Source organism: Streptomyces sp. NRRL WC-3605, from assembly GCF_001509795.1.
Taxonomy (GTDB): domain Bacteria; phylum Actinomycetota; class Actinomycetes; order Streptomycetales; family Streptomycetaceae; genus Streptomyces; species Streptomyces viridochromogenes.
Genome location: NZ_LLZN01000045.1, coordinates 256,401 through 282,131 on the forward strand (window position 1 = coordinate 256,401; position 25,731 = coordinate 282,131).

General features: G+C 73.5%; 27 protein-coding genes. 6 read left to right on the plus strand and 21 right to left on the minus strand.

From position 1 onward, the window contains the following. Positions 1–51: 51 nt before the first annotated feature. The gene (locus ADL34_RS11200) at positions 52–1,482 is read left to right on the plus strand and encodes a cellulose binding domain-containing protein (protein ID WP_062672328.1); all 1,431 of its coding nucleotides are present in this window, start codon (positions 52–54) and stop codon (positions 1,480–1,482) included. A 4-nt stretch (positions 1,483–1,486) separates the two neighbouring features. On the opposite strand, the gene ADL34_RS11205 is transcribed toward ADL34_RS11200, so the two are convergent. Together ADL34_RS11205 and ADL34_RS11210 are read right to left on the minus strand one after the other, a co-directional pair. Then, positions 1,487–2,062, minus strand: a complete 576-nt coding sequence (locus ADL34_RS11205) for a hypothetical protein (protein ID WP_062672325.1) — start codon at positions 2,060–2,062, stop codon at positions 1,487–1,489. Positions 2,063–2,152: 90 nt separating this feature from the next. After that, the gene (locus tag ADL34_RS11210; protein WP_062672324.1) at positions 2,153–2,377 is read right to left on the minus strand and encodes a hypothetical protein; all 225 of its coding nucleotides are present in this window, start codon (positions 2,375–2,377) and stop codon (positions 2,153–2,155) included. Between the two features lie 181 nt (positions 2,378–2,558). Here ADL34_RS11210 and ADL34_RS11215 point away from each other — a divergent pair, with 181 nt between their 5' ends. After that, complete coding sequence (locus tag ADL34_RS11215) at positions 2,559–3,446, plus strand: DMT family transporter (RefSeq protein WP_267891522.1); 888 nt, start codon at positions 2,559–2,561, stop codon at positions 3,444–3,446. 119 nt (positions 3,447–3,565) lie between these two features. On the opposite strand, the gene ADL34_RS11220 is transcribed toward ADL34_RS11215, so the two are convergent. Continuing rightward, a complete protein-coding gene (locus ADL34_RS11220; protein WP_062672320.1) occupies positions 3,566–4,276 on the minus strand; it encodes a DinB family protein in 711 nt (236 codons plus the stop codon). 115 nt (positions 4,277–4,391) lie between these two features. Further along, positions 4,392–5,192 carry an endonuclease/exonuclease/phosphatase family protein gene (locus ADL34_RS11225; protein WP_234374992.1) on the minus strand — a complete coding sequence of 267 codons (801 nt, stop codon included), beginning with the start codon at positions 5,190–5,192 and terminating at the stop codon, positions 4,392–4,394. 184 nt (positions 5,193–5,376) lie between these two features. Here ADL34_RS11225 and ADL34_RS11230 point away from each other — a divergent pair, with 184 nt between their 5' ends. Together ADL34_RS11230 and ADL34_RS11235 are read left to right on the plus strand one after the other, a co-directional pair. Then, the gene (locus tag ADL34_RS11230) at positions 5,377–5,994 is read left to right on the plus strand and encodes a TOPRIM nucleotidyl transferase/hydrolase domain-containing protein (protein WP_062672318.1); all 618 of its coding nucleotides are present in this window, start codon (positions 5,377–5,379) and stop codon (positions 5,992–5,994) included. 155 nt (positions 5,995–6,149) lie between these two features. After that, complete coding sequence (locus ADL34_RS11235) at positions 6,150–7,712, plus strand: MFS transporter (protein ID WP_079034390.1); 1,563 nt, start codon at positions 6,150–6,152, stop codon at positions 7,710–7,712. A 32-nt stretch (positions 7,713–7,744) separates the two neighbouring features. Here the strand turns inward: ADL34_RS11235 and ADL34_RS11240 are convergent, their stop codons facing one another. Continuing rightward, positions 7,745–8,656, minus strand: a complete 912-nt coding sequence (locus tag ADL34_RS11240; RefSeq protein WP_234374990.1) for a hypothetical protein — start codon at positions 8,654–8,656, stop codon at positions 7,745–7,747. Between the two features lie 201 nt (positions 8,657–8,857). Here ADL34_RS11240 and ADL34_RS11245 point away from each other — a divergent pair, with 201 nt between their 5' ends. After that, on the plus strand, positions 8,858–9,862 hold the full coding sequence (locus ADL34_RS11245) for an alpha/beta fold hydrolase (protein ID WP_062672311.1): 1,005 nt from the start codon (positions 8,858–8,860) through the stop codon (positions 9,860–9,862). Here the strand turns inward: ADL34_RS11245 and ADL34_RS11250 are convergent. The 4 genes from ADL34_RS11250 to ADL34_RS11265 form a co-directional block, all read right to left on the minus strand. Continuing rightward, positions 9,834–10,226 (minus strand): VOC family protein, encoded by a 393-nt coding sequence (locus ADL34_RS11250; RefSeq protein WP_062672309.1) that lies wholly within the window; start codon positions 10,224–10,226, stop codon positions 9,834–9,836. The genes ADL34_RS11245 and ADL34_RS11250 overlap by 29 nt on opposite strands. Further along, complete coding sequence (locus ADL34_RS11255) at positions 10,223–10,525, minus strand: ArsR/SmtB family transcription factor (protein ID WP_062672307.1); 303 nt, start codon at positions 10,523–10,525, stop codon at positions 10,223–10,225. The genes ADL34_RS11250 and ADL34_RS11255 overlap by 4 nt, the downstream gene beginning before the upstream one ends. Positions 10,526–10,599: 74 nt before the next feature. Further along, positions 10,600–12,261: a serine/threonine-protein kinase gene (locus ADL34_RS11260; RefSeq protein WP_062672305.1), complete on the minus strand. Its 1,662-nt coding sequence runs from the start codon at positions 12,259–12,261 to the stop codon at positions 10,600–10,602. A 35-nt stretch (positions 12,262–12,296) separates the two neighbouring features. Further along, positions 12,297–13,169, minus strand: coding sequence for an NAD(P)-dependent oxidoreductase (locus ADL34_RS11265; protein WP_062672687.1), 873 nt, complete (start codon positions 13,167–13,169; stop codon positions 12,297–12,299). 211 nt (positions 13,170–13,380) lie between these two features. Here ADL34_RS11265 and ADL34_RS11270 point away from each other — a divergent pair, with 211 nt between their 5' ends. Then, positions 13,381–13,986 (plus strand): TetR/AcrR family transcriptional regulator, encoded by a 606-nt coding sequence (locus ADL34_RS11270; protein ID WP_062672303.1) that lies wholly within the window; start codon positions 13,381–13,383, stop codon positions 13,984–13,986. Here the strand turns inward: ADL34_RS11270 and ADL34_RS11275 are convergent. The 12 genes from ADL34_RS11275 to ADL34_RS11330 form a co-directional block, all read right to left on the minus strand. Then, positions 13,983–14,270, minus strand: coding sequence for a hypothetical protein (locus ADL34_RS11275; protein WP_062672301.1), 288 nt, complete (start codon positions 14,268–14,270; stop codon positions 13,983–13,985). The two genes, ADL34_RS11270 and ADL34_RS11275, sit on opposite strands and share 4 nt — an antisense overlap. Before the next feature lie 76 nt (positions 14,271–14,346). Further along, on the minus strand, positions 14,347–15,324 hold the full coding sequence (locus tag ADL34_RS11280) for a sugar kinase (RefSeq protein ID WP_062672300.1): 978 nt from the start codon (positions 15,322–15,324) through the stop codon (positions 14,347–14,349). After that, on the minus strand, positions 15,321–16,199 hold the full coding sequence (locus ADL34_RS11285; protein WP_062672298.1) for an SMP-30/gluconolactonase/LRE family protein: 879 nt from the start codon (positions 16,197–16,199) through the stop codon (positions 15,321–15,323). The genes ADL34_RS11280 and ADL34_RS11285 overlap by 4 nt, the downstream gene beginning before the upstream one ends. Beyond that, entirely contained in the window at positions 16,196–16,828 is a 633-nt protein-coding gene (locus ADL34_RS11290) for a bifunctional 4-hydroxy-2-oxoglutarate aldolase/2-dehydro-3-deoxy-phosphogluconate aldolase (RefSeq protein ID WP_062672296.1), read from the minus strand. The genes ADL34_RS11285 and ADL34_RS11290 overlap by 4 nt, the downstream gene beginning before the upstream one ends. Positions 16,829–16,840: 12 nt before the next feature. After that, on the minus strand, positions 16,841–17,668 hold the full coding sequence (locus tag ADL34_RS11295) for a hypothetical protein (protein ID WP_062672293.1): 828 nt from the start codon (positions 17,666–17,668) through the stop codon (positions 16,841–16,843). A gap of 4 nt (positions 17,669–17,672) precedes the next feature. Continuing rightward, positions 17,673–18,818, minus strand: coding sequence for a galactonate dehydratase (gene dgoD, locus ADL34_RS11300; RefSeq protein WP_062672291.1), 1,146 nt, complete (start codon positions 18,816–18,818; stop codon positions 17,673–17,675). Further along, positions 18,815–19,573, minus strand: a complete 759-nt coding sequence (locus ADL34_RS11305; protein WP_062672289.1) for a FadR/GntR family transcriptional regulator — start codon at positions 19,571–19,573, stop codon at positions 18,815–18,817. Before ADL34_RS11305 ends, dgoD begins: the two co-directional genes overlap by 4 nt. A 43-nt stretch (positions 19,574–19,616) precedes the next feature. Beyond that, positions 19,617–20,366, minus strand: a complete 750-nt coding sequence (locus ADL34_RS11310; protein ID WP_062672286.1) for an SDR family NAD(P)-dependent oxidoreductase — start codon at positions 20,364–20,366, stop codon at positions 19,617–19,619. Positions 20,367–20,439: 73 nt separating this feature from the next. After that, positions 20,440–22,506 (minus strand): alpha-galactosidase, encoded by a 2,067-nt coding sequence (locus ADL34_RS11315; RefSeq protein ID WP_062672284.1) that lies wholly within the window; start codon positions 22,504–22,506, stop codon positions 20,440–20,442. Next, positions 22,503–23,351: a carbohydrate ABC transporter permease gene (locus ADL34_RS11320; protein WP_062672282.1), complete on the minus strand. Its 849-nt coding sequence runs from the start codon at positions 23,349–23,351 to the stop codon at positions 22,503–22,505. The genes ADL34_RS11315 and ADL34_RS11320 overlap by 4 nt, the downstream gene beginning before the upstream one ends. Beyond that, positions 23,351–24,286, minus strand: a complete 936-nt coding sequence (locus ADL34_RS11325; protein WP_062672281.1) for a carbohydrate ABC transporter permease — start codon at positions 24,284–24,286, stop codon at positions 23,351–23,353. The genes ADL34_RS11320 and ADL34_RS11325 overlap by 1 nt, the downstream gene beginning before the upstream one ends. Position 24,287: 1 nt before the next feature. After that, positions 24,288–25,574: an ABC transporter substrate-binding protein gene (locus tag ADL34_RS11330; RefSeq protein ID WP_062672280.1), complete on the minus strand. Its 1,287-nt coding sequence runs from the start codon at positions 25,572–25,574 to the stop codon at positions 24,288–24,290. Between the last annotated feature and the right edge of the window lie 157 nt (positions 25,575–25,731).

A 25,731-nucleotide genomic window follows, 5' to 3' on the forward strand; every position in this document is an offset into this window, starting at 1 on the left:
CCTGATTTCCCGAGCACGACGAACCCCACATCCCGTCCGGAAGGAATCAGCATGACGTCCCGAACCACACCGAGCAGACTGCGGGTCGCCCTCGCGGCGGCCGTGGCCACCGCCCTCGGCACCGCCGGTCTCACCGCCCTGTCGGGCCCCGCGAGCGCCGCCGCCGCGGGCGTGAGCGTGCAGTACCGGACCAGCGCCACGGGCGCCACGGCGGACCAGGCGGAGCCCTGGCTGAAGGTCAGGAACACCGGCAGCAGCGGCCTGCCGCTGAGCTCCGTCAAGGTGCGCTACTACTTCAAGGCCGACGCGGCCGGGACGGCGTACCGCTTCGCCTGTTCCTGGGCGGTGAAGGGCTGCGCCAACATCACCGGGACGTTCGGCACTCCCGCCAACCCGACGGCCACCGCCGACCGTTACCTGGAGATCGGCTTCACCGCGGGGGCCGGCACGCTCGCGCCGGGCGCCGACACCGGGGACATGCAGCTGCGCTTCCACCGGGCGGACTGGCAGACCCTGCGGCAGAGCGACGACTACTCGTTCGGCGCGTCCCAGACCTCGTACGCGGACTGGACGAAGATCACCGCCTCGGTGTCGGGCAGCACGGTCTGGGGCACGTCGCCCGGCGGTGACGACCCGACCGATCCCCCGACCGACCCGCCCACCGATCCCCCGGCGGGCGGACAGAGCCTGTTCGACGACTTCGACTACAGCACGTCGAGCGACCCGAGGATCTCGGCGAACGGCTGGAACGTGCGCTCCAACGCGGGCGGCCCCGGGGTGCCCGGCGCGACCTGGGCTCCGGAGAACGTCACTTTCACGGCCTCCGGCGGCAACTCCGTGATGAACCTGCGGACCTCGACAGCGGGCACCCCGGAGAGCACCAAGCAGACCGAAGTCCTCACCAAGGCCATGAAGTTCCGCAACGGCACCTACGCGGCGCGCGTCCGGTTCTCCGACGCGCCCGTGTCCGGGCCGGACGGGGACCGCCTGGTGCAGACGTTCTTCACCATCAACGACCTCAAGGCCCCCATGGCCGACGACTACGCGGAGTACGACTTCGAGTACCTGCCCAACGGCGGCTGGGGCGAGCCGGCCAACATCCTCTACACGACGTCCTGGGAGACGTACAACCCCGACCCCTGGCAGGCCGTCAACCAGCACAGCGAGTCCCGGCAGAGCTACGCCGGCTGGCACGACCTGGTGCTGACCATCGACGACAGCTCCATCAAGTACTACGTCGACGGGCAGCTGTTCGGCACCCACGACGCCGCCTACCTGCCCGAGCGGCCCATGTCGATCAACTTCAACCAGTGGCTGATCGACCTCGCCGGCCAGACCAGCACCACGCCACGCTCGTACGACGAGCAGGTCGACTACGTCCTGCACGTCAAGGACCAGGTCCTCACCCCGGCACAGGTCACGGCCAAGGTCGGCGCCTACCGGGCGGCGGGCACGACCTTCGAGGACAAGGTGCCCGGCTAGAGCCTCAGGCGGCGAAGCCGATGTTGGTCACGTACTCGTACTGGCCCCACTCGGAACCGAGGTCCACGGTCGCGTCGTTGACCCACGCCTCGTCCAGGGCGGCCGCGTCGTCCCGGGCCCACGCCTCGACGATCCGGTCCCAGTGGCGGACGTTCAGCGTGCGGTACTCCACGACCCGCTGCCGGGGGCGGTCCACCTGGGACTGGTTCACCGGGTGGAACTCGACGCGGGTGCCGCGGCCCTCGCGGTTCAGGCGGGCCAGCAGATAGCGGGCGACATTGAGGCGGCGTACGGACCGGTACGCCGCCTCGATGTTCTCCAGGTTCCGGCGCGACGGGTTGCGCCGGCCCGCCAGCCACGCATTCAGCGTCCGGTCCGTGACGGTCAGTCCGGCCGCGCGGGCCGCCCGGCGGGCGTGCTCGGTGCGGGTGAGGTAGTGCAGCCGGGCGAGCAGACCACGGCGCTGGGTGATCGGCGTGGCGACGAATCCGGCGAGCGCGTCGAGGCGGCGGGCCACCGCCTCGTGCCCCCTCAGGCCCCGCGCCCCGTACTTGCCGAACTCGAGATTGCGCTCCGGCATCCGACCACTCTCACTCGCGCTCCGACACGGATCTGCTGTCGGCCGTGAGCTTACCCACCGCGGCGGTGCGCACCGCCGGGGCCACCCGGGTCAGTCGCGGGCGGGATGCCACCCTTCGGGGCCGCCGCCCCGCCACTCGACCAGCGCGGACCGCCGTACCCAGTCGTCGTCCACGTCGTCCAGGCCCGCGAGGCGCAGGAACTCGACGATGTCCAGCAGGCCGTAGGCCATCCCCACGAACTGCTCGTTCACACGGACGCGGCGGCCGCCGTCCTCGGCGGCCGGGTAGATGACGATGGGCTGTGCGCTGACCATGGGACCAGGGTGGGGCCTGTGCGGGGCACGCGCATGCGGGGCGGCCCCAGGCGGCGCCCAGGTGTGCGGTCCCGGGACAGCACACCCAGGGGCCCGCGCCGCGTTCTCCGATCGCGCCTCTGCCCCGCTCCAGGTGAGGATGGCGGGAGGAGGAATCCGGTGCGTTCGGGAGGTGGCCACGCTGGGTACGGTGCTCCCCGTCGTCTTCGCGGTCTGTGCCGCCCTGAGCAACGCCGTGGCCACGGTGCTCCAGCGCAAGGCGGCGCTCACCGTGCCGAGCTCGCAGGGCCTGCGGGCCGGGCTCATCCTCGATCTGCTGCGCCGGCCGATCTGGCTGTTCGGCATCCTCGCCGTGATCGGGGCCGCCGTCTGCCAGGCGGTCGCGCTGGTGACCGGGCCGCTGACGATCGTGCAGCCGCTGTTCGTGCTGGAGCTCCCGCTGACGCTGATCGTGGCGTCCCTGCTGATGCAGCGGCGGCTGCCGGGCTCCGGCTGGGTGGCGGTGACGGTCGTGGTCGCGGGGCTGGCGGTCGCGCTCGCCGCCGCCGCGCCCTCCGGCGACCGCACCCGGGTGTCCCTGGAGCGGTGGATCCCCGCACTCGCGGTCTGCGCGGGCCTGGTCGCCGTCCTCACCGTCATGGCGCTCAGACGCCCGCACGGGCCCGCCCGCGCGGCGTGCCTGGGGGCCGCCACCGCGATCAGCTACGCGATGACGGCGGCCCTGCTCAAGGCGTCCACGCACCTCCTCGACGAGGAGGGGATCGTCGCCTTCCTCACCGCCTGGCAGACGTACGCCTTCGCCGTGACCGGGGTGTGCGCGCTGTTCCTGCTGGAGAACGCGATGCAGGCCGGCCCTCTGGTCGCCTCCCAGCCCGCCCTCACCCTGGGCGACGCGGCGGTGAGCCTCGCGCTCGGCATCACCCTGTACGAGGAGACCGTCCGCTCCGGCTGGTGGCTCGTACCGCAGCTGCTCGGCGTCGCCCTGATCGCGGTGGGGATCGTGGCCCTGTCCCGGACGGCCCTCAACCAGTCGCTGGTGGCGACGGACGAGCAGGAACCGGTGGCGTAGGGGGCCCGGCACACTGTCGGTACGAGCCACGGGTGTGAGCCGACCCCGAAGGGCAGCGGGAGTGGCTCCAGTACGCCTTCGGGGGGCGTTCATGAGCTTCTCCCGCCGAGGCCGTCCGTTCAGGCGGAGCGCGCCTGCCACAGGTCGCGGAGGAGGGCTATCTCCGCCATGTGGTGGATGAACTCCAGGTTGGCGCCCCAGAGCACCGCCGCGTACGGCTCGTCCGGGTCGGAGCCGTACGGGTACTGGGAGAAGCCGATCGTGTCGAGCTGTTCCTGGGTCACCGTGCCGACGGCGCGGCGCCAGCGGTCGACCGACTCCCAGAACCGCTCGAGCGCGGTCGCGGCGGACGGGCTGAAGTCGACCATCTGCTTGGGGTCCTGGCGCCGTTCGCCGAAGGCCCACTCCCAGTGCCCGGCGAAACCGTAGTGCAGATGGCCCAGCCGCCAGGCGATGGTGGTGACCGGCGTCCGGTCGGGCTCCACGGGGCCCGTGTGGGCCAGGACCTCCTCGACCCGCTCGACGGAGACGCTCCAGTCCTCGGCGACCTTCTCGACGCTCATGCCGTCGGCGACCTGCCGGGCGACCTCGGCGTACTCGCTCGCCGGGATGTCCGCGGCGCCCAGGTCGAGCACCCACTCCCCCGGCCCGAACGCCCGGGGGGTCGTCGCCTCGCCGCGCGGGCGGATCGACCAGCAGCCGGGGGCCGGTTCCCACAGGTACTCCTCGTCGGTGAGCCCGGTCAGCCGGACCTCCGCCATCTCCCGGGCGCGGTCGAACTGGTCGAGCAGCAGTCCCAGCCGGTCCGTCCTCATGCCGCCGATCTCCATGCCTGGCCCCTTCGCCGGTACGCCGTCTCGCGGGCATGTCCCCGTGCGGGCACGCCACTTCACGGACAGGCGGAGGGTAGTGGCCCGTAAGGCGGGGACGCGAACGATTTCCGCGTCAGGGCACGTCGACCTCGGCGAGCAGTGGGTGGTGGTCGGAGTACACGGTGGGACGCACCCCGTGCTCGACCCGGTCGACGCCGCGCAGGAAGACGTAGTCGAACTTGCTCTGCCAGTCCGTGGTCGGCTCGCACGGACCGGTGGGCGTGGGGCGGCACTCGGGGTCGACGTCGGTGGCCACCTTCCACATCGGCCCGAGTTCGGGTGCCTCCGGCACGGCGTTGAAGTCGCCCATCACGATCGCGCGGTCCTGGCGGGCGACCTCGCGGGCGAGCACGGGGACCTGTTCCGCCCGGACGGACTCCTGACGCCGTTGCGCGAGATGGGTGTTGAACACCCGGATCGGCCGGCCGTCGACGAGGGTGGTGACCGCCAGATAGCCGCGGTCCTCCGAACCGCCGTCGGGATACTCGCGTCGCACCATGTCCGTCATCGGCGCGGCGGAGAGGATCGCCTGCCCGAAGCCGCCGGGGTTCCACGGCGTCCCTCCGCAGCGGCTCAGGCTGTCGAGCACCGTCCCGTACGCCACGTGGTACTTGAGCCCGTAGTAGCCCTCGAGGAAGTCCCGCATCCGTGCGACGTCCCGGTCGCACGCCTCCTGCACGCCGATGACCTGCGGCGCGTACGTGGCGATCTCCGCCGCCCGGTCGACGTCGCTCACCCCGCAGGGATTGCAGAGGTTCCACGTCATCACCCGGTTCGGCACGACGGCCTCGGCCGCGTCCACCGGCAGCGCCCGGGCGAAGACCGCCCCGCTGGGCGCGCTGGGGCCGACGAGCACCACGCAGGCCACGATCATCGCGGCCACGAACCACCGCGTGCCCCGTCCCCGCACCCTCGCCTCCTCGCAGCGCACGGACGCGACTTCGGCGTCCTCAGGCACGAGGGTAGGCGACGAACCTGTCAACACCGCGTGAGAGCCGGGGTGCCGGGAGCGGCGAAAAGCACTGGCGTGGCGGGGGGTACCGGCGCAGACTCCTGCCATGGGTGACATGGGGGCGTTCCGGGATGCGGTGACCGCGTGGGCGGCCGGCGGGGACGGCGAGCGGGCGCGGGAGCTGGCCGCGGGGCTGCCCGTACGGGTGGCGGTGCTGCTGGAGGGGCCCAGTGACGCGGCGGCGGTCAACGCGCTGGCCGGGCGCCGCGGGCGGGATCTGGCGGCGGAGGGCGTCTGTGTCCTGCCGATGGGCGGAGCCATGAGCGTCGGCCGTTTCGCCGAACTGCTCGGGCCGTCCGGTCTGGGACTGCGCCTGGCCGGGCTGTGCGACGAGCGTGAAAGCCCCTTCTACGCCCGCGGTTGGCAGCGGGCGGGTGTGGCCCGGCCCGACTTCTTCGTCTGCGCGGCCGACTTGGAGGACGAGCTGATCCGGGCGCTGGGGATCGGGCGCGTGGAGGAACTCGTCCGCGAGGAGGGGGACCTGCGTCCCCTGACGACGTTCCTGCGGCAGCCGGCGCAGCGGGACCGCACCGCGCAGCAGCGTCTGCGGCGCTTCTTCGGGACGACGAGCGGGCGCAAGATCCACTACGGCCGGGTGCTCGTGGAGGCCCTCGACACCGACCGTGTCCCGGCCCCGCTGGAGGAGCTGCTGGCGGTCGTCTGAGCCGCGCGGCGGGGGCAGTTCGGTGCGCGCGTGCTGCTGATGCGCGGTCGCGCGGTCGGGCGCAGACTGGACGCGTGAGTGGCTCGTACGCGGGGCGTGGCTCGTCCACGGCCCCCTCCCAGACGGCACCACGACAGACCGTGGCGCTCGCGGCCATGATGTTCGCGGTCGCGATGACGTTCATCGACCAGACCATCGTGTCGATCGCGGCCCCCGACATCGTCCGGGAGCTCGGTCTGTCCGCCTCCGGGATGCAGTGGGTCGTGAACGCCTACCTGCTGGCCCTGGCGGCGTTCTTCGCGCTCGGCGGCCGTCTCGCGGACCTGTACGGCCCGCGCCGGGTGGTGGTCGTCGGCACCCTGGTCTTCGTCGTCTCGTCGGTCCTGTGCGGCTGTGTCCCCGAGGGGGACGTGGCCCAGGGCTGGCTGATCGCTTTCCGGGCCACTCAGGGGTTCGGCGCGGCACTGCTGTTCCCGGCCGCGCTGGCGGTGGTGGTGGCGGTGTTCCCGCGCGAACGGCGGGGCCGTGCCCTGGCCCTGTTCTTCGGGATCTCCGGCGCGCTGACCGCCATCGGGCCGCTCCTCGGCGGCTGGCTCACGAGCTGGACCTGGCGGGCGGTGTTCTGGGTCAACGTCCCGGTGGCCGTCGTGGCCCTCGCACTCGTCGCCGCCGCCCGGATCGCTGACCGCCGCAGGGAGGGCACCCTGGACGTGCCCGGCGCCGCGCTGATCGCCGCCGGCATGGGACTGTGCGTGCTGGGCTTCCAGCAGGCGTGGGCCTGGGGCTGGGACAGCGCGGCGACCTGGATCTGCATCGTGGGCGGCCTGGTGATCCTCGGCGTGTTCATCCGCTACGAGCGCGGGGTGCGGCATCCCCTGATCGAGCTGCGGGTGTTCCGGGACAAGGCGTTCAGTGTCGACGCCGCAGTGCTGTTCTTCTCGATGCTCGCGTTCGTGCCGCTGTTCTTCTTCGCGTCCGTGTACGCGCAGGTGTCGCTGAGCGCCTCGCCCAACCAGGCGGCGCTGTTCCTGCTGTACTTCTTCGCCGGTTTCGCGATCGCCTCGCAGTGGGGCGGCCGCATCCTCGACAAGCAGGGCGCGCGCCCGTCCCTGAAGCTGGGGTGTGTGCTGGGGGCCGTCGGGTTCGCCCTGTGGGCGGGCGAATTGACGGACCTGTCGATGCACGACCAGTGGCCGTACGCGGCGCTCGCGGGTGCCGGGATCGGCTTCATCCTCGCCCCGGCGTCCACGGACGCCGTGAACCGGGCCATCGGCCCGTCGTACGGCGAGGTCACGGGCATCACGCAGACGATCCGCAACTTCGCGGCCAGTGTGGGCCTGGCGGTGTTCGGCACGATCCTGACCCATGTCACCAACACGAATGTCCGCGACACCCTGGAGGGGCGCGGACTGTCGCCGAGCGTGTCGGACGACGTGGCCCGCGGGGTCACCGAGTCCATCACGGGCAACGGCGACGACGCCGGGCCCACCGGTACGGGGCCGGCGGCGGACGCGATCCGGGACGCGATGGGCGCGATCCGCATGGACTTCGCCGAGGCCAACCAGTGGGTCTTCTACGGCATGGCCATCGCCCTCGGTGTCGCGTTCCTGTGCGCTCTGCGCCATCCGGGCGGCCGGGCGGTGACACCGGAGGAGCGGGAGGAGTCGGCGCCCGCGTCGTCGGGGGCGAAGCAGTCCGGCCAGTGGACGGGTTCGTGAGCGGCTGACGAGCCGGCGGGACGGTGCGGACGTCAGTCCTCGTCCGACAGCTCCTCCACGCGCCGGGCCGCCTTCTGCGCGGCGCGGTCGGCGTCACGGACGCGGCGCTCGGCGGCCCGTGTCTCCTCGCGGGCCGTACGGTCGTCCGAGCGGGCCCGGGCGAGATCCGCCTCGGCGCCCTTCAGCTCCTTCGACAGGGTCTCCACCCGGTCCCGCAGCCCGGCGACCCGCTCCTTGACGTCCTCCGCCCGCCGGGCCGCCTCCTCGGCCTCCGAAGCCCGCGCCTGCCGTTCCCGGTCGGCCTCCTCGGCCGCCTTGCGGGCCTCGGCGCGCTCCCTGCGGCGCCGCTGGTCCCCCACGGACTTCCCGGCCTCGGCCGGGGCGGGCCGCTTCGCCCGGTCGGGCTCCGGCGTGCGGCGGGGCGGGGCCTCGCCGCTGGTGGCGGGGAAAGCGGCCGTCGGCGTGAGGGGCTTGGTGAGGCGGCCCGAGGCCCACTGCCGGGCGGCCTCCGCGTCGGCGAGCACCGCCTGGAGGGTGTCCTGGACCTCGCGCTGGGCGTCCTGGCCGAGCGGATGCCCGGCGTCGGCCGCGAGCTGAGCGGCCTGCCGTGCCAGCGCGCCGATCAGCAGGCGCTGCTGGTGGACGAGGTCACGCAACTGCGCCGCGTCCAGGTCGCGGTGGGCCTGCCGCAGAGCCTCGCCGAGCCCGACGAGGGGTTCCACCTGGTCGGGCTCGGCGCGGACCAGGGTGTTGCTGGCCCAGGCGGACAGGCTGGGGCGGCGCAGCCGGCCGATCGCGTCGGCCAGCTTCCGGTTCCCCGCCGAGCGCGCGGCCGCGACCCGCTCGTTGCGGGCGGCCGTGAACTGCTCGGGCCGCAGTCCGTACAGCTCGTCGGCCACGGCGTCCAGGTCCACGGGCTCCCTCTCGGCGAACCGACTGCTCACGCGGAGATCTTCCCACGTCACCCGCGGTGCGCCAGTTCGGACTGCCGCGCCGTACGCCTGCGGGCGGGAGTTTGCCGGACCGGCAAACGCGCTGGCCGCGCCGTCGTCGCGCTCCGCAGGATCGGTGTGACCGCAGGGGCGGGATCCGGCGGCCCGCACAGGGGCCGTTCGGGCGAGGAAGCGACGTCCGCAGGAGGGCACATGGCACGTCAGGACGGCTCGGAACGGTTCATCCATCGCACGGTCCTCGGACCGGCCGGGCGGATCCACCTGGTCGAGCAGGGCACCGGCCCGCTCGTGCTGCTCGTGCACGGCTTCCCGGAGTCCTGGTACTCCTGGCGCCACCAGCTGCCCGCCCTCGCGGCGGCGGGGTACCGGGCCGTCGCGCTCGACGTCCGCGGCTACGGCCGGTCGGCCAGACCGGCGGCCGTGGAGGCGTACCGGATGCGCGAGCTGGTCGAGGACAACGTCGCGGTGGTGCACGCGCTCGGCGAGGAGTCGGCCGTGGTCGTCGGCCATGACTGGGGTGCGGGTGTCGCCGCGAGCTCCGGGCTGCTGCGGCCGGAGGTCTTCCGGGCCGTGGGGCTGCTCTCCGTGCCGTACACGCCGCGCGGCGGTCCGCGCCCCGGCGACGTCTTCTCCCGGGTCGGCGGGGACGAGGAGTTCTACGTCGCGTACTTCCAGGAGCCGGGCCGCGCCGAGGCCGAGATCGAGCCGGACGTACGGGGCTGGCTCGCCGGCTTCTACGCGGCCCTGTCCGCCGACACCATGGCCGGGCCCGGCGCGCCCGATCCGCACTTCGTCGGAGCGGGCGGCACGCTGCGGGACCGGTTCCCCGAGGGCCGGCTGCCGGGCTGGCTCGGCGAGGCGGACCTCGACGTGTACGCCGGGGAGTTCGAGCGGACCGGCTTCACCGGCGCGCTCAACCGGTACCGGAACATGGACCGCGACTGGGAGGACCTGGCCGCGTACGACGGGGCGCCCCTGACCCAGCCGTCGCTGTTCGTGGGCGGGTCCCTGGACGCCTCCACGACCTGGCTGGCCGACGCCATCGAGGCGTTCCCGGTGACGCTGCCGGGGCTCGTCTCCTCCCATCTGCTCGACGGCTGCGGCCACTGGATTCAGCAGGAGCGGCCCGAGGAGACGAACCGCCTCCTCGTCGACTGGCTCGCGCTGGTCACTCGGGCTGGGTCGCGATCTGGATGAGGTTCCCGCACGTGTCGTCGAGGACGGCGGTGGTGACGGGACCCATCTCCAGGGGTTCCTGGGTGAAGCGGACGCCGAGGGCGCGCAGCCGCTCGTACTCGGCCCGGACGTCGTCCACGGCGAACTGGGCGAGCGGGATGCCGTCCTGCACGAGGGCGTCGCGGTAGGTGCGGGCGGCCGGGTGGCCGAGGGGCTCCAGCAGCAGTTCGGTGCCGTCGGGCTCCTCGGGCGAGACGACGGTCAGCCAGCGGTCCTTCTCCCCGATCGGGACGTCGTGCTTCGTCCGGAAGCCGAGGATCTCGGTGTAGAAGTGCTGGGCCGCGGCCTGGTCGTCGACGAAGACACTGGTCAGACGGATCTTCATGGGGTGTTCTCCTCGGGTGCGGAGGTGTCGGGCAGGGGCCAGCGCTCGGTGATCTGCCGCAGCGGGGCCGTGTCGAGGTCGTGGAACTTGTAGCGCCCCTCCCGCCTGGTCGTGACGAGACCGGCGGCCTCCAGCACGGCGAGATGCTGGGAGACGCCCTGCCGGGAGATGCCGAGTCCGTGTCTCATGGCGAGGCGACCGCAGATCTCGAACAGTGTCTGTCCCGACCGCTCCGCCAGCTCGTCGAGGATGATCCGGCGGGTCGGGTCGGCCAGGGCTTTGAAGAGGTCGTCGGCCACCCTGCCACCATAGGCAAGTATCCACTTGCCTATCAAGCCGGAGCGCCGCGTCTCCCGTCACCGGTGCGTCCGGATCAGTCCTCGGCCGGGTAGACGCTGGTCACCTTGCCGTGGGGGTCGGCAACGAGGTAGCCGGTGCCGTAGTCGTCCGTGAGGTACACGGCCATGCCGGCCGGGGTGTCGAAGGTGGTGCTGGGCGACTTGAGGGTCACGTACCGCAGAGTCGGCTTGTCGACGTTCAGCTTCTTCTCCGCCTGGTCGAACAGGGCGGGAACCTTCGTCCAGTCGAAGCCGTCGAGGCGGACGGGCCGGTCGCCGCCGATGACCGTGCCGCTGATGATGCCCTTCTCGACACCGCGGCCCGGCCAGTAGGTGTAGGAGTCGTACTTCTTGTCGCTGCCCTCGACCATGAGCTCGGCGGAGGCGTGGTCCGGGTAGACGGTGAAGTCGGCGTACCGGTCCCGGCCGGTCGCCTCCTCGAACGCCTTGATGGCCGTACGGATGCCGTCCGGGGTCAGCAGGCCGCCCGCCGGGACCGTGTCCGCCGCCTTCGACCGGTCGGCGGCCGGGGTCCGGGCGCCGGACGAGGCGGCCGGGCCGGTGGCGGACGTGGTGGGCCGGCCGTCGGAGTCGGCCTTGTGGTCGTCGGTGCCGAGGGGCAGCAGCCACCACAGCAGCGCCAGCGCGCCAGTGAGCGAGGCGCCAGTGACGCCGTAGAGGACGGCCCGGCCGCGCGTGCTCCCGGTGGCCGGACGCTGCGGCACGGTCATCGCCTGCCCCGGGGGCGGCAGGAAGGGCGGCGGCCCGAAGGTGCCGTGGGCGACGGGGGCGGTCGGCGGACCGCTGGGCGGCGCGAGCGAGTACGACGTGGTGGGGGCGGGACCGGTGCGGCCCGACTCGACGGCGGCCAGCGCCCGGTCCAGCGCGTCGGCCGTGGGGCGCGCGGCCGGGTCCCGTACGAGCACGCCCATCAGGACGTCGCCGAGGGCGCCCGCCCGGACCGGCGGCGGCACGTCCTCGTGGAGGACGGCGGCGAGGGTGGCCACGGTGGTGCCCCGGCGCAGCGGGTGGTGGCCCTCGATGGCCGTGTACAGCATCATCGCCAGCGACCAGAGGTCGGAGGCGGCTCCGCCCTCGTGGCCGGAGACGCGTTCGGGCGCCATGAAGTCGGCCGTGCCGATGAGGGAGCCCGTGGTGGTGAGGGTGGTCGTGCCGCGGATCGCGGCGATGCCGAAGTCGGTGAGAACGGGGCGTCCGTCGGGCCGTATCAGGACGTTGGCGGGCTTGACGTCCCGGTGCTCGATGCCGGCGTCGTGCGCGGCGCGCAGCGCGGCCAGCACCCCTCGGCCGATCAGCGCGGCCTCGGGCGGCGTCATCGGGCCGCGCTCCAGCCGGTCGGCGAGGGAGCCGCCGGTGACCAGTTCCATGACGAGCCACGGGTAGGTGCCCTCGCCGCCGTCGACGACGTGGTGGATGGTGACGACGTTCGGGTGGTCGAGCCGGGCCAGGGCCCTGGCCTCGCGCAGCACGCGTTCCCGGAGCATCCGTGCGCCCTCGGGGTCGTACTCGGCGAGGTCCCGGTCGGGCGGGCGCACCTCCTTGACGGCCACCAGCCGGTGCAGCACCAGGTCCCTGGCGCGCCACACCGTGCCCATTCCTCCCCCGCCGAGGCGGGTCTCCAACTCGAAGCGCCCGTCGACCACGCGTCTCGCGGGGTCTCTGCCGTCCTCACTCATGGGCGGGAGCTTAATTGCCCGGCGGGACGGAACTGTCAGGCGCCCGTGCGGGATTCGAGGGCGCGCAGGACGGCCACCATGTCCTCGGTGCCGCGTCCTTGGGCGACGGTCTCTCCGAACAGGGCGTGGCAGACGTCGAGAAGGGGTGTGGCCACCTCGGCCTTGCGGGCGGCTTCGGCGATGAGCCGGTTGTTCTTCAGGACGTCGGCGGCGGCCGCCTGGACGTCGAAGTCGCGGGCGACCAGCTTGGCGGCCTTGCCGCGCGAGACGGCACTGGCCATCGGGCCCGCGTCCAGGACGGCACGCAGCAGGCCCTGGTCGAGTCCGTGCCGGCCGGCGAAGTGGAACGCCTCGGTCAGACCGGTGACCAGGGTGATCAGGAACAGGTTGACCGAGAACTTCATCAGCAGGGCGCCGGGGACGTCGCCGCACGCGAAGGTCTCGCCGCACATCGGTGCCAGCAGGGGCCGCACGGCCGCCACGGCGTCGGGCTCACCGGCCAGCATCGCCACCAGTCGCCCTTGTTCCGCGGGGACCCGGGAGCCGGAGACGGGGGCCTCGACATAACGTCCGCCCGCCGCCCGGACGGCGTCCCGGAGCCCTGCGGAGTACTCGGCGGAGGTCGTGCCCATGTGGACGACGGTGTGTCCCGCCACGCGGGCCGTGAAGTCGGGGGTGCCGCGCCCGAGGACGGCGTCCACGGCGCTCTCGTCGGCCAGCATCAGGATCACCGTGCCGGCCCGCGCGAAGACCTCGGCGGGGCTCCCGGCGATGTGCGCGCCCGCCTCCCGCAAGGGGTCGCAGCGGCCGGGCGTGCGGTTCCAGACGACGAGGGGCGTCCCCGCGCGGGCCAGGTTGAGCGCCATGGGCCGCCCCATGACCCCGAGTCCGATGAATCCGAGGTCCAGGCCGGTGGATCCCACGTCCTTGCTCGTGAATCCAGCGTCCTTACCGGTGATTCCGACGTCCATGCCGCACCGCCGTTCCGCCGCGTCCGGGACGCGGGACAACCCGCGCTCGCCACGCTCGCCTCTATGACAGTCGTCATAGTACGGGACCCTATGACGCCGGTCATAGGATGGGCGCCGTGAACCGGACCGGGACGCACGGAGGTCGGCGATGACGGTGCCGCCCGAACGAGGGCCGCGCGAGCGGATGGTGTTCAGCGCCGCCCAGCTCCTGCGCCGGGGCGGGGTGGCCGCCGCCGGTATGCGGGAGGTCGCCGCCCACGCCGAGGCGCCGCGCGGCTCGCTCCAGCACTACTTCCCGGGCGGCAAGGAGCAGTTGGTCAACGAGGCGGTGGGCTGGGCCGGGCGCTATGCCGCACGCCGGGTCGCGCGCTTCCTGGCCGCGCTCCCCGAGCCGACGCCCAGCGGGCTGTTCGCGGCGATGGTGCGGCAGTGGACGCAGGAGTACGAGGCCGCCGGCTTCGCGGGCGGCTGCCCGGTCGCCGCCGCCACCGTGGACTGCTCCCAGAACACCGAGTCCACACGTGAGGCGGCCACCGCCGCGTTCGACGCCTGGACGGGAGCGGTCGCGGACGCGCTGACGGGCATGGGGGTGCCGCGCGAGCGTGCCGGGTCGCTCGCCACACTCATGATCGGCTCGCTGGAGGGCGCCATCCTCATGGCCCGGGCCCGGCGCGACGTCCGGCCGCTGACCACGGTGAGCGCGGAACTCGGCCCGCTGCTCGACGCGGCCGTCGAAAGCCGGTCACAGCACTAGGCACCGGGTCCGGGAGTCTGCGCGTGGGCGGCCTTGCGGATCTCCTCCTCGACGCCGCTGCGTGAGGCGCCCTGGCTCCGGGCGTACTCCGCCACCGCCGTCTGCAGATCCCTGGCGAGGTCCCGCCAGGCCCGCAGAGCGGTGTTGTACGTCTCGGTCTGGCGGGCGCTCCAGCCGCCCACCTGGGTCGGTGGACCGTACATGCCCCGCAGTTCCTCCACGCGGCCGTGAGCCTGCTCGGCCGCGCGCTGCTTCGCCACGAGCTCTTCGAAGATGGTCGTCACACAAATGGAGCATAGGCGGGCGAATGCCATCATGCGCGGCGAGCCCGTGTGCCGACTCCGGGACGGGTGGGCCCGCTCAGATCTGTGCGTCCCATTCCGCGTCGGAGAGCGCCAGCAGCTCCTCGGTCCGCGCCCGGTCCGGCAGGGGACCGTGATCGCCGGTCACCCGCAGCGCGGACCCGGCGGTCAGGTGCCCCAACCGCAGGGCGGCCGTCGTCGTCCGGCCCCGCAGGAGTCCCGCCAGGAAGCCGGCCGCGAAGGCGTCCCCGGCGCCGACCGCCTCCACGACCCGGACCCGCGGCGCGGGGACCGTGACGGCGCCCTCGGCCGTGAAGGCGGTCGCGGCGCGCGGACCGTCCTTGACGACCAGGACGTGGGGGCGCGGGAGCAGGTCCCGCACGCCCGGTGCCGTGAGATCCGCGCCCCACAGCGTCTGGGCCTCGTCTAGGCCGACGAGGACGAGGTCGGCGCGGTCGGCCAGGTCGCGGAGCACGGCCGGGGCGGTGCCGTCCGGCCACAGGGCGGCGCGGTGGTTGACGTCGAAGCTCACGGCGTACGGGCGCCCGGGTGCCAGCGCCCGCTCCACCAGCCGGCGGCACGAGGGCGACAGGGCGGGGGTGATGCCGGTCAGGTGCAACAGTGCGGCGGTGCGGACCGGTGCGGTGTGGAGCAGGTCCGGGCCGAGCGCCGACGCCGCCGAGTCGCGCCGGTAGTAGTGCACGCGGGTCCCGCCGGGGGCCGGGTCCTTCACGAGCAGGCCCGTGGGGCGGGCCGGATCGGTGCGTACGTGCGACACGTCGACGCCGGGTGCGGCGACGGCGGCGCGGACGCGGCGGCCCAGCGGGTCGTCGCCCAGCGCCGAGAGCCAGGTGACCGGGACACCGTGGTCGGCGAGGTACATGGCGACGTTGGACTCGGCGCCCGCCACCGACAGCCGCAGCCGCCCGGCGTCCGCCAGCGGACCCGCGGGATCGGGGGCGAGGGCCGCCATCGTCTCGCCCACACAGACGACCGGTCCCGGAGCGGGGCGCCACGGGGCGCGCGGGCCCGTCATGCCCGGCCCTCCACGACCGCCGCGTCGAGCCGGCAGGCCGGCGTCGGCGTACCGGGCACGTCCACGCGGACGGTGAACAGCGCCCCGTCGTCGGGGCGCGGCGCGGGCAGGCCGACGCGGGCCGTCGTGATGTGCAGGACGTCCTCCGCGAGGCAGACCCCGGCGGGCTGGCACGCCGGCAGCCGCAGCGTCCGGTCGAGCGTGCCGTCGGGCAGGTGGCGGCGAACCGTGCCGGTGCCCCAGACCGCCATCCACACGGCTCCCTCGGCGTCGACGACCATCCCGTCGGGGCTGCCGTCCTCCATGGTGACGAAGAGGCGCGGGGCCCCGAGGGTGCCGGTCGCGGGGTCGACGGGGTAGCGGCGGACCACCCCGCGGGCGCTGTCCGCGAGGTACATGAGGCTGCCGTCGGGGCTGAACGCGGGTCCGTTGGGCACGGTGAGGCCGTCCAGGACCCGGACGACCGTGCCGTCCCGGTCGAGCCGGTACAGCGAGCCGGCGCCGTCGTCGGCGTCGTACGCCATGCTCCCGGCCCAGAACCGGCCGAACGGGTCGGCGACGGCGTCGTTCATGCGCATGGGTACGGGGGCGCCGTCCTCGGGACGGGCCAGCCAGTCGACGGTGCCGTCGGGGCGGAGCAGGCAGATCCCGGTGCCGGCGGCCGCCACCCAGGTGCCGTGGTGACCGGCGAGGGGCGCGACGGCGCCGAGGGGGACGGGGAGTTCGGCCAGGGTGCGCAGGGCGGCCGTCCCGTCCTGCGGGGCGTGCAGCAGACGCCCGGCGAGGATGTCGACGAGGACGACGTCCGTGCCGGTCCAGCGGATGCCCTCACCGAGTTCGAGCCGGTCGGGGTGAGCCGCGCGCGGGATGGTCATCGGCCGGCCTCCTCGACGACCGCGCGGAAACGACGGGCGCGATCCCTGAGCGCGCTCAGGCTCCCGCCGTCGGCCGCGTCACCGACCAGCGGAGAGCCGACGCCGACCGCGAGGGCGCCGGCCGCGAGGCAGGCACGCGTGCCGTTCTCGTCGATGCCGCCGACGGGGACGAACGGGGCGTCGGGGAACGGGCCGCGCAGGGCCTTGAGGTACGCCGCACCCCCGGCCTGGGCGAGCGGGAACAGCTTCAGCGCGGCCACGCCGAGGGCGCGGGCGGTGATGATCTCGGTCGGGGTGAGCACTCCGGCGAGGACGGGCAGGCCCAGCTCCTGTGCGGTGGTGACGCCTTCGCCCAGGCCGGGGGTGACGGCGAAGTCCGCGCCGGCGGCGTGCGCGGCCCGGGCGTCCTCGGCGGTGAGGACCGTGCCGGCGCCGAGGGGACGGCCGGGGCCGAAGGCGGCGCGGGCGCGTGTGATCACGGTCAGCGCGTCCTTGCCGGACAGCGACACCTCGATCAGCTCGACGCCCTCCTCGGCGAGGGTCAGGACGGTGCGCAGCGCGGCGTCGGGATCGGCGCCCCGCACGATCGCGACCAGGCGGTGGGTGGCCAGCGCGGCGGTGAGGTCCACGGGCGGTGCTCCTTACGGTGCGGGGGTGTCGGGGCAGCGGCAGGCCCCGGTGAGGGTGAGCCGCCAGTGGACCTCGCCGGAGGCCGGGACGCGGGCGGCGTCGCCGGGTCCCGCGTCGGCGAGGTCGAAGACGCGGCCGAGCATGGGTTCGACGCCGGTGCTGCGGTAGGGGCCGGTGTCGGGGTAGCCGCCGAGGTTGCGCCACAGGGCGGTCGACACGGGCTGTCCCTCCGCCTCCACGGCGAAGGAGAGCCGGTCGGCGCCGTCGTGCACGCAGCACGAGGGCGTGTCGACGACGGCGCCGACCGCGGTCCCGTCGTCGGGCCCGAGCCGGTCCAGGGGCAGCCCGTGCGGGGCGGGCCACGGCCCGGCGATCCAGGGCGCGCCGGCCGGCCAGGCGCCGTCCAGGAGTGGGGCGGCCTCGGGGAAGAGACGGGTGTCCGCTCCGCCGGACATCCGCAGCGTGGCCTGCTCGGAGAGGTCCAGCAGGGCGTGCGCCGCCCACACGAACCGGAACCCGGCGGGCGCGGTGAGCCGGTAGTCGACGTGGAGGCGGTCGCCGTCGGCCCGGGGGGTGCGGGCGAGGGTGAAGGACGTGCCCCGGACGTGCTCGGTGCCGTCGGCGTCGCGGGTCCAGGGCCGGGCCCAGACGTCCCCGTGGTCGGGCAGGCCCCGGACGGTGGGGACGCACTCCTCCAGGCCGCCCGCGTCGACGAACGCGTCCCCGGGGACGACGGTGTCGCGTCCGGGTGCCGAGCGGTGCCACAGCCATTCGCGGGCGGGTGAGCGCAGGGACGTCCAACGGCCGCCGTGGGCGGGGTCGGTCGTGAGGGTCAGCACGCGCTCACCACTCGGCGAAGGAGTCGTCCGCGTGCCGCCACACGGGATTGCGCCAGGCGTGTCCGGCCCGGTCCGCCGACCGTACGGCCGCCTCGTCGAGGGTGATGCCGAGGCCGGGGGCGTCGTTGCGGGTCGCGTGCCCGTCGACGAAGCGGAACGGCGTCGGGTCGGCGAGGTAGGAGAGCAGGTCGGCGTCCTTGTTGTAGTGGATGCCCCGGCTCTGCTCCTGGATCAGGAAGTTCGGGGTGGCGAAGGCGACCTGGAGGCTGGCCGCGAGGGCGATCGGGCCGAGCGGGCAATGGGGGGCGAGCTGGGCGCCGTAGGTGTCGGCGAGGGAGGCGATGCGGTGCACCTCGGTGATGCCGCCCGCGTGGGACAGGTCGGGCTGGGCGACGGCGATGCCGGCGGTGAGGGCGGGCAGGAACTCGGCCCTCGAGTAGAGCCGTTCGCCGGTGGCGAGGGGCACGGGGCTCGCCTCGACCAGGCCGGGCAGCAGGTGGCCGTGCTCGGGGAGGACGGGTTCCTCCACGAACAGCGGGTGCAGCGGGGCGAGTTCGGCGAGGACGCGGCGGGCGCTGGCGGCGGTGAAGCGGCCGTGGAAGTCGACGGCGACGTCCCGGCCGGGGCCGAGGACCTCGCGGGCGGCGGCCACCCGCTCGACGACGGCGGCGGTCTCGGCGGCGGTGGCGATCGGCGAGGTGACACCGGCGCCGTTCATCTTGACGGCGGTGAAGCCGGCCTCGACCTGGGCGGCTATCTGCTCGCCGAGTTCGGCGGGTTCGTCGCCGCCGACCCAGGCGTAGACCCGGACGCGTTCGCGCACGGGCCCGCCGAGCAGGGCGTGCACGGGCGCGCCGTAGGTCTTGCCGGCGATGTCCCACAGTGCCTGGTCGAGTCCGGCGACGGCACTGGAGAGGACGGGGCCGCCCCGGTAGAAGCCGCCCTTGGTGAGCACCTGCCAGTGGTCCTGGATGCGCAGCGGGTCCTGGCCGACGAGGTACTCGGCGAGCACGTCCACGGCGGCGCGTACGACCTCGGCGCGTCCTTCGACGACGGGTTCGCCCCAGCCGACCACTCCGTCGTCGGTCTCCACCCGGCAGAACAGCCAGCGCGGCGGGACCTGGAAGGTTTCTATCCGCGTGATCTTCACTTGCCCCCGGTGCCTTTCGTGTCGTCGTCGCCCGCCGCCTCGCCGGGTCCGTCCAGCCGGTCCAGGTCGCGGCCGGCCTGGACGAGCAGGGCGCGCATCGCGGCCTCGGCGGCCCCCGGGTCCCGTTCGCGCACGGCGTCGAGGACGGCCCGGTGGGCGGGCACGGGGTCCTCGCTGTGCGGGTGGCTGTGCACGATGCGGTCGCGGTGGGCGAGGCCCGGCTCGATGACCATCTCCATGCGTTCGAGCAGTTCGTTGTGGGTGGCCGCGAGCAGCGCCCGGTGGAAGGCGAGGTCGGCCTCGACGGCGTGGCCGGGGCCGGCGCCGTCCTCGCCCATGGCGTCGAGGGCCGCCTGAAGGGCCTGCAGGTCGGCGTCGGTGCGGCGCTCGGCGGCGAGGCGCACGGCGGCCGGCTCCACGATGGCCCGGACCTCGGCGAGGTTGCGCAGCAGGGTCCGGTCGGCGTCGGTGGCCTCGCCCGCGCCCTCGAACTGCCAGCGCAGCACGTCGGCGTCGAGGAGGTTCCAGTCGGAGCGGGCCCGCACGAAGGTGCCGCGTTTCTGCCGGGCGTCGACCATGCCCTTGGCGGCGAGCACCTTCAGGGACTCGCGCAGGGCGGTGAGACTGACGTCCAACTCGCTCTGCAGCGCCACCAGGTCGAGCGTGGCACCCTCGGGGATCCGGCCGCCGAGGATGCGGCGGGCGAGGGCCTCCACGGTCTGGCCGTGCACGCCGCGGCGGGCGTAGGGCGTCATGTGGTCCAGCCTTTCTGCAGGGGGTGGGGGCGGGGGGCGCGGGTCATGCCGAGGACTTCACGACGCTCCAGCCGCCGTCCACGACGAGGCTGGTGCCGGTGACGAAGGAGGCGTCGTCGGAGCCCAGGAACGCGATGGCCGCGGCGACCTCGCCCGGGGTGCCGAAACGGCGGGCGGCGGTCTCGGCGACGCTGCGTTCACGGTCCTCGGGGGGCACCCGGTCCCAGGCGGCGGTGAGGATGGGCCCGGGGACGACGGCGTTGACGCGGACCTCGGGCCCGTATTCGACCGCGAGCTGCCCGCACAGGGAGAGCAGGGCGCCCTTGGACGCGGCGTAGGCGGGGTGTCCGGGGATGCCCACGCGGGCGTGCACGGACGAGGTGAGCACGGCCGCTCCGCGCCGGGCGCGCAGGTCGGGCAGGACCGCCCGGAAGCCGAGGAAGCTCGCGGTGAGGTTGACGTCGAGCTGCCGCTGCCAGGAGGTGAGGGTCATCGCGTCGGCCGGGGCGACCTCGACGGTGTAGGCGTTGCTGACGAGGAGGTCGACGGGCCCGAAGGTGTGCGCGGCGGCCACGACTCGGCGCCAGTCGCCGTCCTCGGCCACGTCGGCGCGGACGAACAGGGCCTGGCCGCCGTCCTTCGTGATCCGTTCGGCGACGGCCGTACCGGCGTCCTCGGCGACGTCGGTGAGGACGACGGCCGCTCCTTCCCCGGCGAGGCGTCCGGCGGTGGCGGCGCCGATGCCGGAGGCCGCGCCGGTGACCACGGCGGTGCGGCCGGTGAAGCGGTCCATCCTGGGGTCGTCTCCTTCGTGCGTGTCGGTCGTGGGCTGTGGCCGGGCGGGCGGTCCGGGCAAGATATGCGGCTCACTCACGTGTCAGTACCACCAGATCGGCGTCGTGACCGGCGCTCCAGGCGAACGGCAGTCCGTAGTGCAGCAGATGCGCGCCGCCGTACGTCGTGCCGGTGGCCGTGTCGCGGTAGCGGGCTGCCGGGTCCAGACCCCGCAGCCGCAGCCGGGCGGGCCGGCCGGGCACGAGCGGGGCGCCGTCGAGGCGTCCGGTGCTCAGCGCGGCGACGACCGTGCGCTCCCCGGCGTCGTACTGGACGCCGCAGGTCGGCTCGTCGGGGCTGCCGAGCAGGCGGGCCTCTCCGTGGTGGACGACGTCCCGGACCTCCTTGTAGCGGGCGATCCAGCGGGTGGCCTCCGCGCGCTCCTCGGGGGTCCAGGCCCGCAGGTCGGCGCCGATGCCGAGCACGCCGCACATGGCGTTGACGAACCGGAAGGCGAGGCTGCGCGGGCGGGGGTCGAAGACGCCGGGCGCGTCGGTGACCCAGGAGCTCATGACGTGCGGGGCGTGGGCGTGCAGGAAGCCGTACTGGATGGAGAGCCGGTCGAGCGGGGCGGTGTTGTCGCTGGGCCAGACGACGTCGGTGCGGGCCAGCGTGAGGTGGTCGACGCGGCCGCCGCCGCCCGCGCAGCCCTCGACGGTGACGTGCGGGTGTGCGGTGCGCAGGTGGTCCAGGACGCGCAGGTATCCGGCGACGTGCTCGGCGTCCAGGTCGACCGCTCCGGCGCCGGGCCGCCCGCGTTCGGTGGGCGGCCGGTTCATGTCCCACTTGAGGTAGTCGACGGCGTAGGTGCCGAGGAGGCGGTCCAGGGTGCCGATCACGAAGTCCTGGACGTCGGTGCGGCCGAGGTCGAGCAGCAGCTGGTTGCGGACCAGCCGGGCGGGCCGGCCGTCGACGCGGTACACCCAGTCGGAGTGTTCGGTGTGCAGGCGGCTGCCGGGGCTGACGGCCTCGGGTTCGACCCAGAGGCCGAAGTCCAGGCCGAGGCCGCGCACGTCCTCGACGAACCGGTCGAAGCCCTGCGGGAAGGCCGCCGGGTCCGGGTACCAGTCGCCCAGGCCCGCGGTGTCGTCGGCGCGCCCGGTGAACCAGCCGTCGTCCACGACGAACAGTTCGGCGCCGATGTCGGCGGCCACCTTGGCGAGTTCGAGCTGTCCGGCGGCGTCGACGTCGAAGCCGGTGGCCTCCCAGGAGTTGTAGAGGACCTTGCGGGTGCGGTGCAGGCGGTCGCCGGCGAGCCGGCGCTCGTAGCGGTGCCAGACGCGGGACAGCCCGTCGAGTCCGTCGGCGCTGAAGGCGCAGGCGAGGCGGGGGGTGGTCAGGGTGGTGCCGGGGGTGAGGACGACGGCGCTCTCGTGCGGGACGCGTCCGGCGCGGACCCGGACCGCGCCGCCGGGTTCGGCCTCGGCGGTGATGTGCCAGTTCCCGGCCCACTCCAGGGCGACCCCGTAGGCGGGGCCGTCGCCGGGGGTGCCGTCCTGCACGGCGAGCCAGGGCGCGTAGGCGTGGCCGGGGACGCCCTGGGTGCTGCCCATGGTGAACGTGCCCCTGGTCAAACGCAGTTGGGTGCGCTGGAACTCCTGGGACCACTGACCGGTGAGGTAGGTGAGCCGGGCGCCCACGGTCACCGGCACGTTCACGGCGGCCGAGTCGAAGCGTTCCAGGCGCAGTTCGCGAGCGGCGGTGTGCTCGGTCCAGCGCAGGATCACGTCGGTGCCGGGCACCGTCTCGTAGCACAGGACCGTGCGCAGGCCGAGGACGTCGTCGGTGAACGACAGCCGCAGGCCGCCCTCGCTCTCCTCGGCGCCGGTGAACTCCCACCAGGCGCCGCGCTCCCCGCCGGGCGCCGCGGCGACCAGTTCGGCCCCGGTGAAGGGCCGTAGGCCGTACGGCAGATACTCGGCGGGAGCCGCGTCGGCCGGGGTGACGAAGTGCGTGCGGTGCGACCAGTCGAGGGCGGAGGGGCCCTCCTCGACGCCGGCCGGTCCCCAGGCGTCCAGCTCGGCCCAGGGGCCGTCCTGGGACAGGCGGAGGGTGTAGGTGGTGTTCTCGGTGCGCAGAATCCAGCGCGGGTGCGTCACTTGACCGCTCCCAGGTTGAGGCCGGCCACGAAGTGCCGCTGGAAGCGCAGGAACACGGCGACGGTGGGCGCGGCGGCGATGACGGATCCGGCGGCGATGACGTTCCACATGGACACGTACTGGCCCTGGAGTCCGATGAGGGCGGCGGTGATGGGCATCTTGGTGTCGCTGCGCAGCACGGTGATGGCCCACAGCAGGTCGTTGAAGATCCAGGTGAAGGACAGGGCGCTGAGCGCGGCGAGAGCGGGCCGGGTCAGCGGGAGGATGATCCTCCAGAAGACCTGCCAGGGTCCGGCGCCGTCCACGACGGCGGCCTGCTGGATCTCGGCGGGGATGGCCCGCATGAAGCCGTGCAGCACGAAGACGTAGAAGCCGACACCGAAGCCGATCTGCACGCCGATGAGGGCGGGCAGGGTGTCGTAGACGCCGATCATCTCGCTCAGCTTGGAGACGGGGATGAGCAGGATCTGCGGCGGCAGCAGGTTGCCGCCGAGCATGAGCAGCAGCAGGGAGCGGCGCAGCGGGAGGTCGTAGCGGCTGAGGGCGAACGCGGCCATGGCGGCGAGCGCGAGCGTCGCGAGGACGCAGGGCACGGTGACGAGCAGACTGTTGATCAGCGCGCGCTGCTGGCCGCCGTCGACCCATGCCTGGCGGAAGTTGTCCAGGGTGAAGGAGTGCGGCAGGCTGCCGAGCCCGTGGGCGGCGATGTCGTCGAAGGAGCGCAGGCTGGTCACCAGGACCAGGGCGATGGGCAGCAGCCACAGCAGGGCCAGCGCGCCCGCGCTGACATGAAATCCGGCGGTGGCGGCCCGCCTGCGGCGTACGGCCGTGGTGGTGGCGGACATCAGTCGGCCTCCCGGAAGGCGCGGACGAGGTAGGAGGCGATGACGCCGAACGCCAGCAGGAAGATGACGACGGCCAGCGCGGAGCCGTAGCCGAGCCGCAGGGACTGGAAGGCGGTCGAGTACATGTAGGTGCTCAGCAGTTCGGACGAGTGGTAGGGGCCGCCGCGGGTCAGCGACCACACGACGTCGAAGGAGCGCAGCGAGTCGATGATGATGACGGACACGACGACCGCGTTGACGCTGCGCAGCTGGGGCAGGGTGACGTGGCGGAAGCGCTGCCAGGTGCTCGCGCCGTCGACCTTGGCGGCCTCGTGGAGGGCGGGGTCGATGCCCTTGAGGCCGGCGAGGTAGAGGACCATCACGTAGCCGATCTGCCGCCACAGCGCGGGCACGATGACCGCGTACAGGGCGGTGTCCTGGTCGGCGAGCCAGGCGTGCCGCAGGCTGCCGAGGCCGACCGCCTCCAGAAGCTGGTTGAGGACACCGTCGGGCTGGTAGACGGCCTGCCAGACCAGCGCGGTCGCGACGAGCGAGAACACCACGGGCAGGAAGAGGGCGGCACGGTAGAAGCCGACGCCGCGCCGCTCCTGCTGGAGCAGCAGGGCGGCGGCGAGCCCGAGCAGGGCGGAGAGGCCGCCGAACAGGACCAGCCACAGCACGGTGTGGCCGAGGGCGCCGCGGAACACGTCGTCGGAGGCCATCTCGCGGAAGTTGCCCAGCCCGACGAATCTGGGCGCGGACACGCCGTCCCAGCTGGTGAGGGCGAGGTAGAAGCCCTGGACCGCGGGCCAGAACACCCAGACGGCCTCGGCGAGCAGCGGGACGAGGACGAAGGCGAGCACCAGCGGCGGGGTGCGCCGGGGGCCCCGGACCCGGCCGCCACGGGACGGCGCCGGGACCGGGGACTTGCGGTGGGGGGCGGTGAGGACGGCCATGTCAGGCCTTCCAGATCTTCTCGGCCTCACGCTGCCAGTCGGTGAGGATGGAGTCGATCTCCTTGGGCTTGGCGAGGAACTTGGTCAGCGCGGTGTCGGCGGTGGGCTGGAGGGCGTCGCTGGAGTCGCGGTTGAAGAACTGGGTGATCTCGACGGCCTCCTCGATGTGCTTGCGGCCCTTCGTCACCAGCGGGGTGCCGGCGTCCTCGGCGTCGGGGTGGCAGGGCAGGACGGTGCCGGACGAGCCCTTGATGTAGATCTCCTGCGCCTCGGCGGTGGCGAGGTAGCCGAGCAGGTCGAGCACGCCGTCGCGGCGGCCGGTGCGGGCGCTGGCGAAGTAGCCGTCCGTGGGGGCCTCTTCGGCGAGCGGCACCTTCGGGTCGATGACGGGGAAGCGGAAGAAGTCGATGTCGTCGAGGGCGTCCTTGGGCGCCGCGTCGGCGAAGAAGGTGCCGATGAGCATCATGCCGCTGCGGCCGTTGAGCAGCGCGGTGGTGGCGTCCTGGAAGGCGCCCGCGGTGCCGTTCGGGTCGAAGTACGGCAGCACCTCGCGCCAGCGGTCGAAGACGCGGCGGACCTGCGGGTCGTCGAACCGGTGCTTGCCCGCCAGGAGTTCGCGGTGGTACTCGGCGCCGTTGATGCGGATGTCGAGGTAGTCGAACCAGGCGGAGGCCACCCAGGCGGTGTTCCCGCCGGCGCCCAGGCCGATGGGGGCGACGCCCTTGCTCTTGAGCTTCTCGCACAGGTCGAGGAACTCGTCCCATGTCTTCGGCTCGCTCACGCCCCACTTGGCGAAGTGGGACTTCCGGTAGAACATGCCCCACCAGTAGTAGGTGGTGGGGACGAAGACCTTCTTGCCGGAGCTCGCGGTGCACAGGGAGTTCAGGGCCTTGGAGTAGCCCTTGAGTTCCGGTCCGTCCCAGAGCTCGCCGAGGTCGAGGAGGAGGTCCTTCTTGGCGTAGGCGTCCGCGACGGAGCCGGGGTACCAGGTGTAGACGTCCGGCGGGTTGGCCGAGGTGAGGTAGGTCGGCAGCTGCGTGCGGAACGTCTCCGCGGCCACCGTGTTGAGGCTGACGTCCCCGGACTTCCTCTTGCCGTAGGCGGCGACGATGTCCTGCATCGCGGCCTTGGCCTGGGGAGCGGACAGGTTGGACTGGAGGGTGACCGCGCCCGAGGAGGAGGACTTCGCGGACGAGGTGGAGGTGACGCAGCCGCTGAGCAGCGCGGCCGTCCCGGCGGCGCCGAGCCCGGCGAGGAGTTGCCGTCGGCTGGGCTGGGGGTAGGTCATGGAGGGCTCCCTGTGGATCCGCGCGGGCGGGGCCGGCCGTCCTGACGGCCGGGGGCCCGCTCGCGGCGGATCCAGGTTCGCGTGGCGCTTCCACCACGTCAAGAATAATTACTAATTTATTTGCCTGAGGCCGGTGGCTACTTCGCCTGAGGCCGGT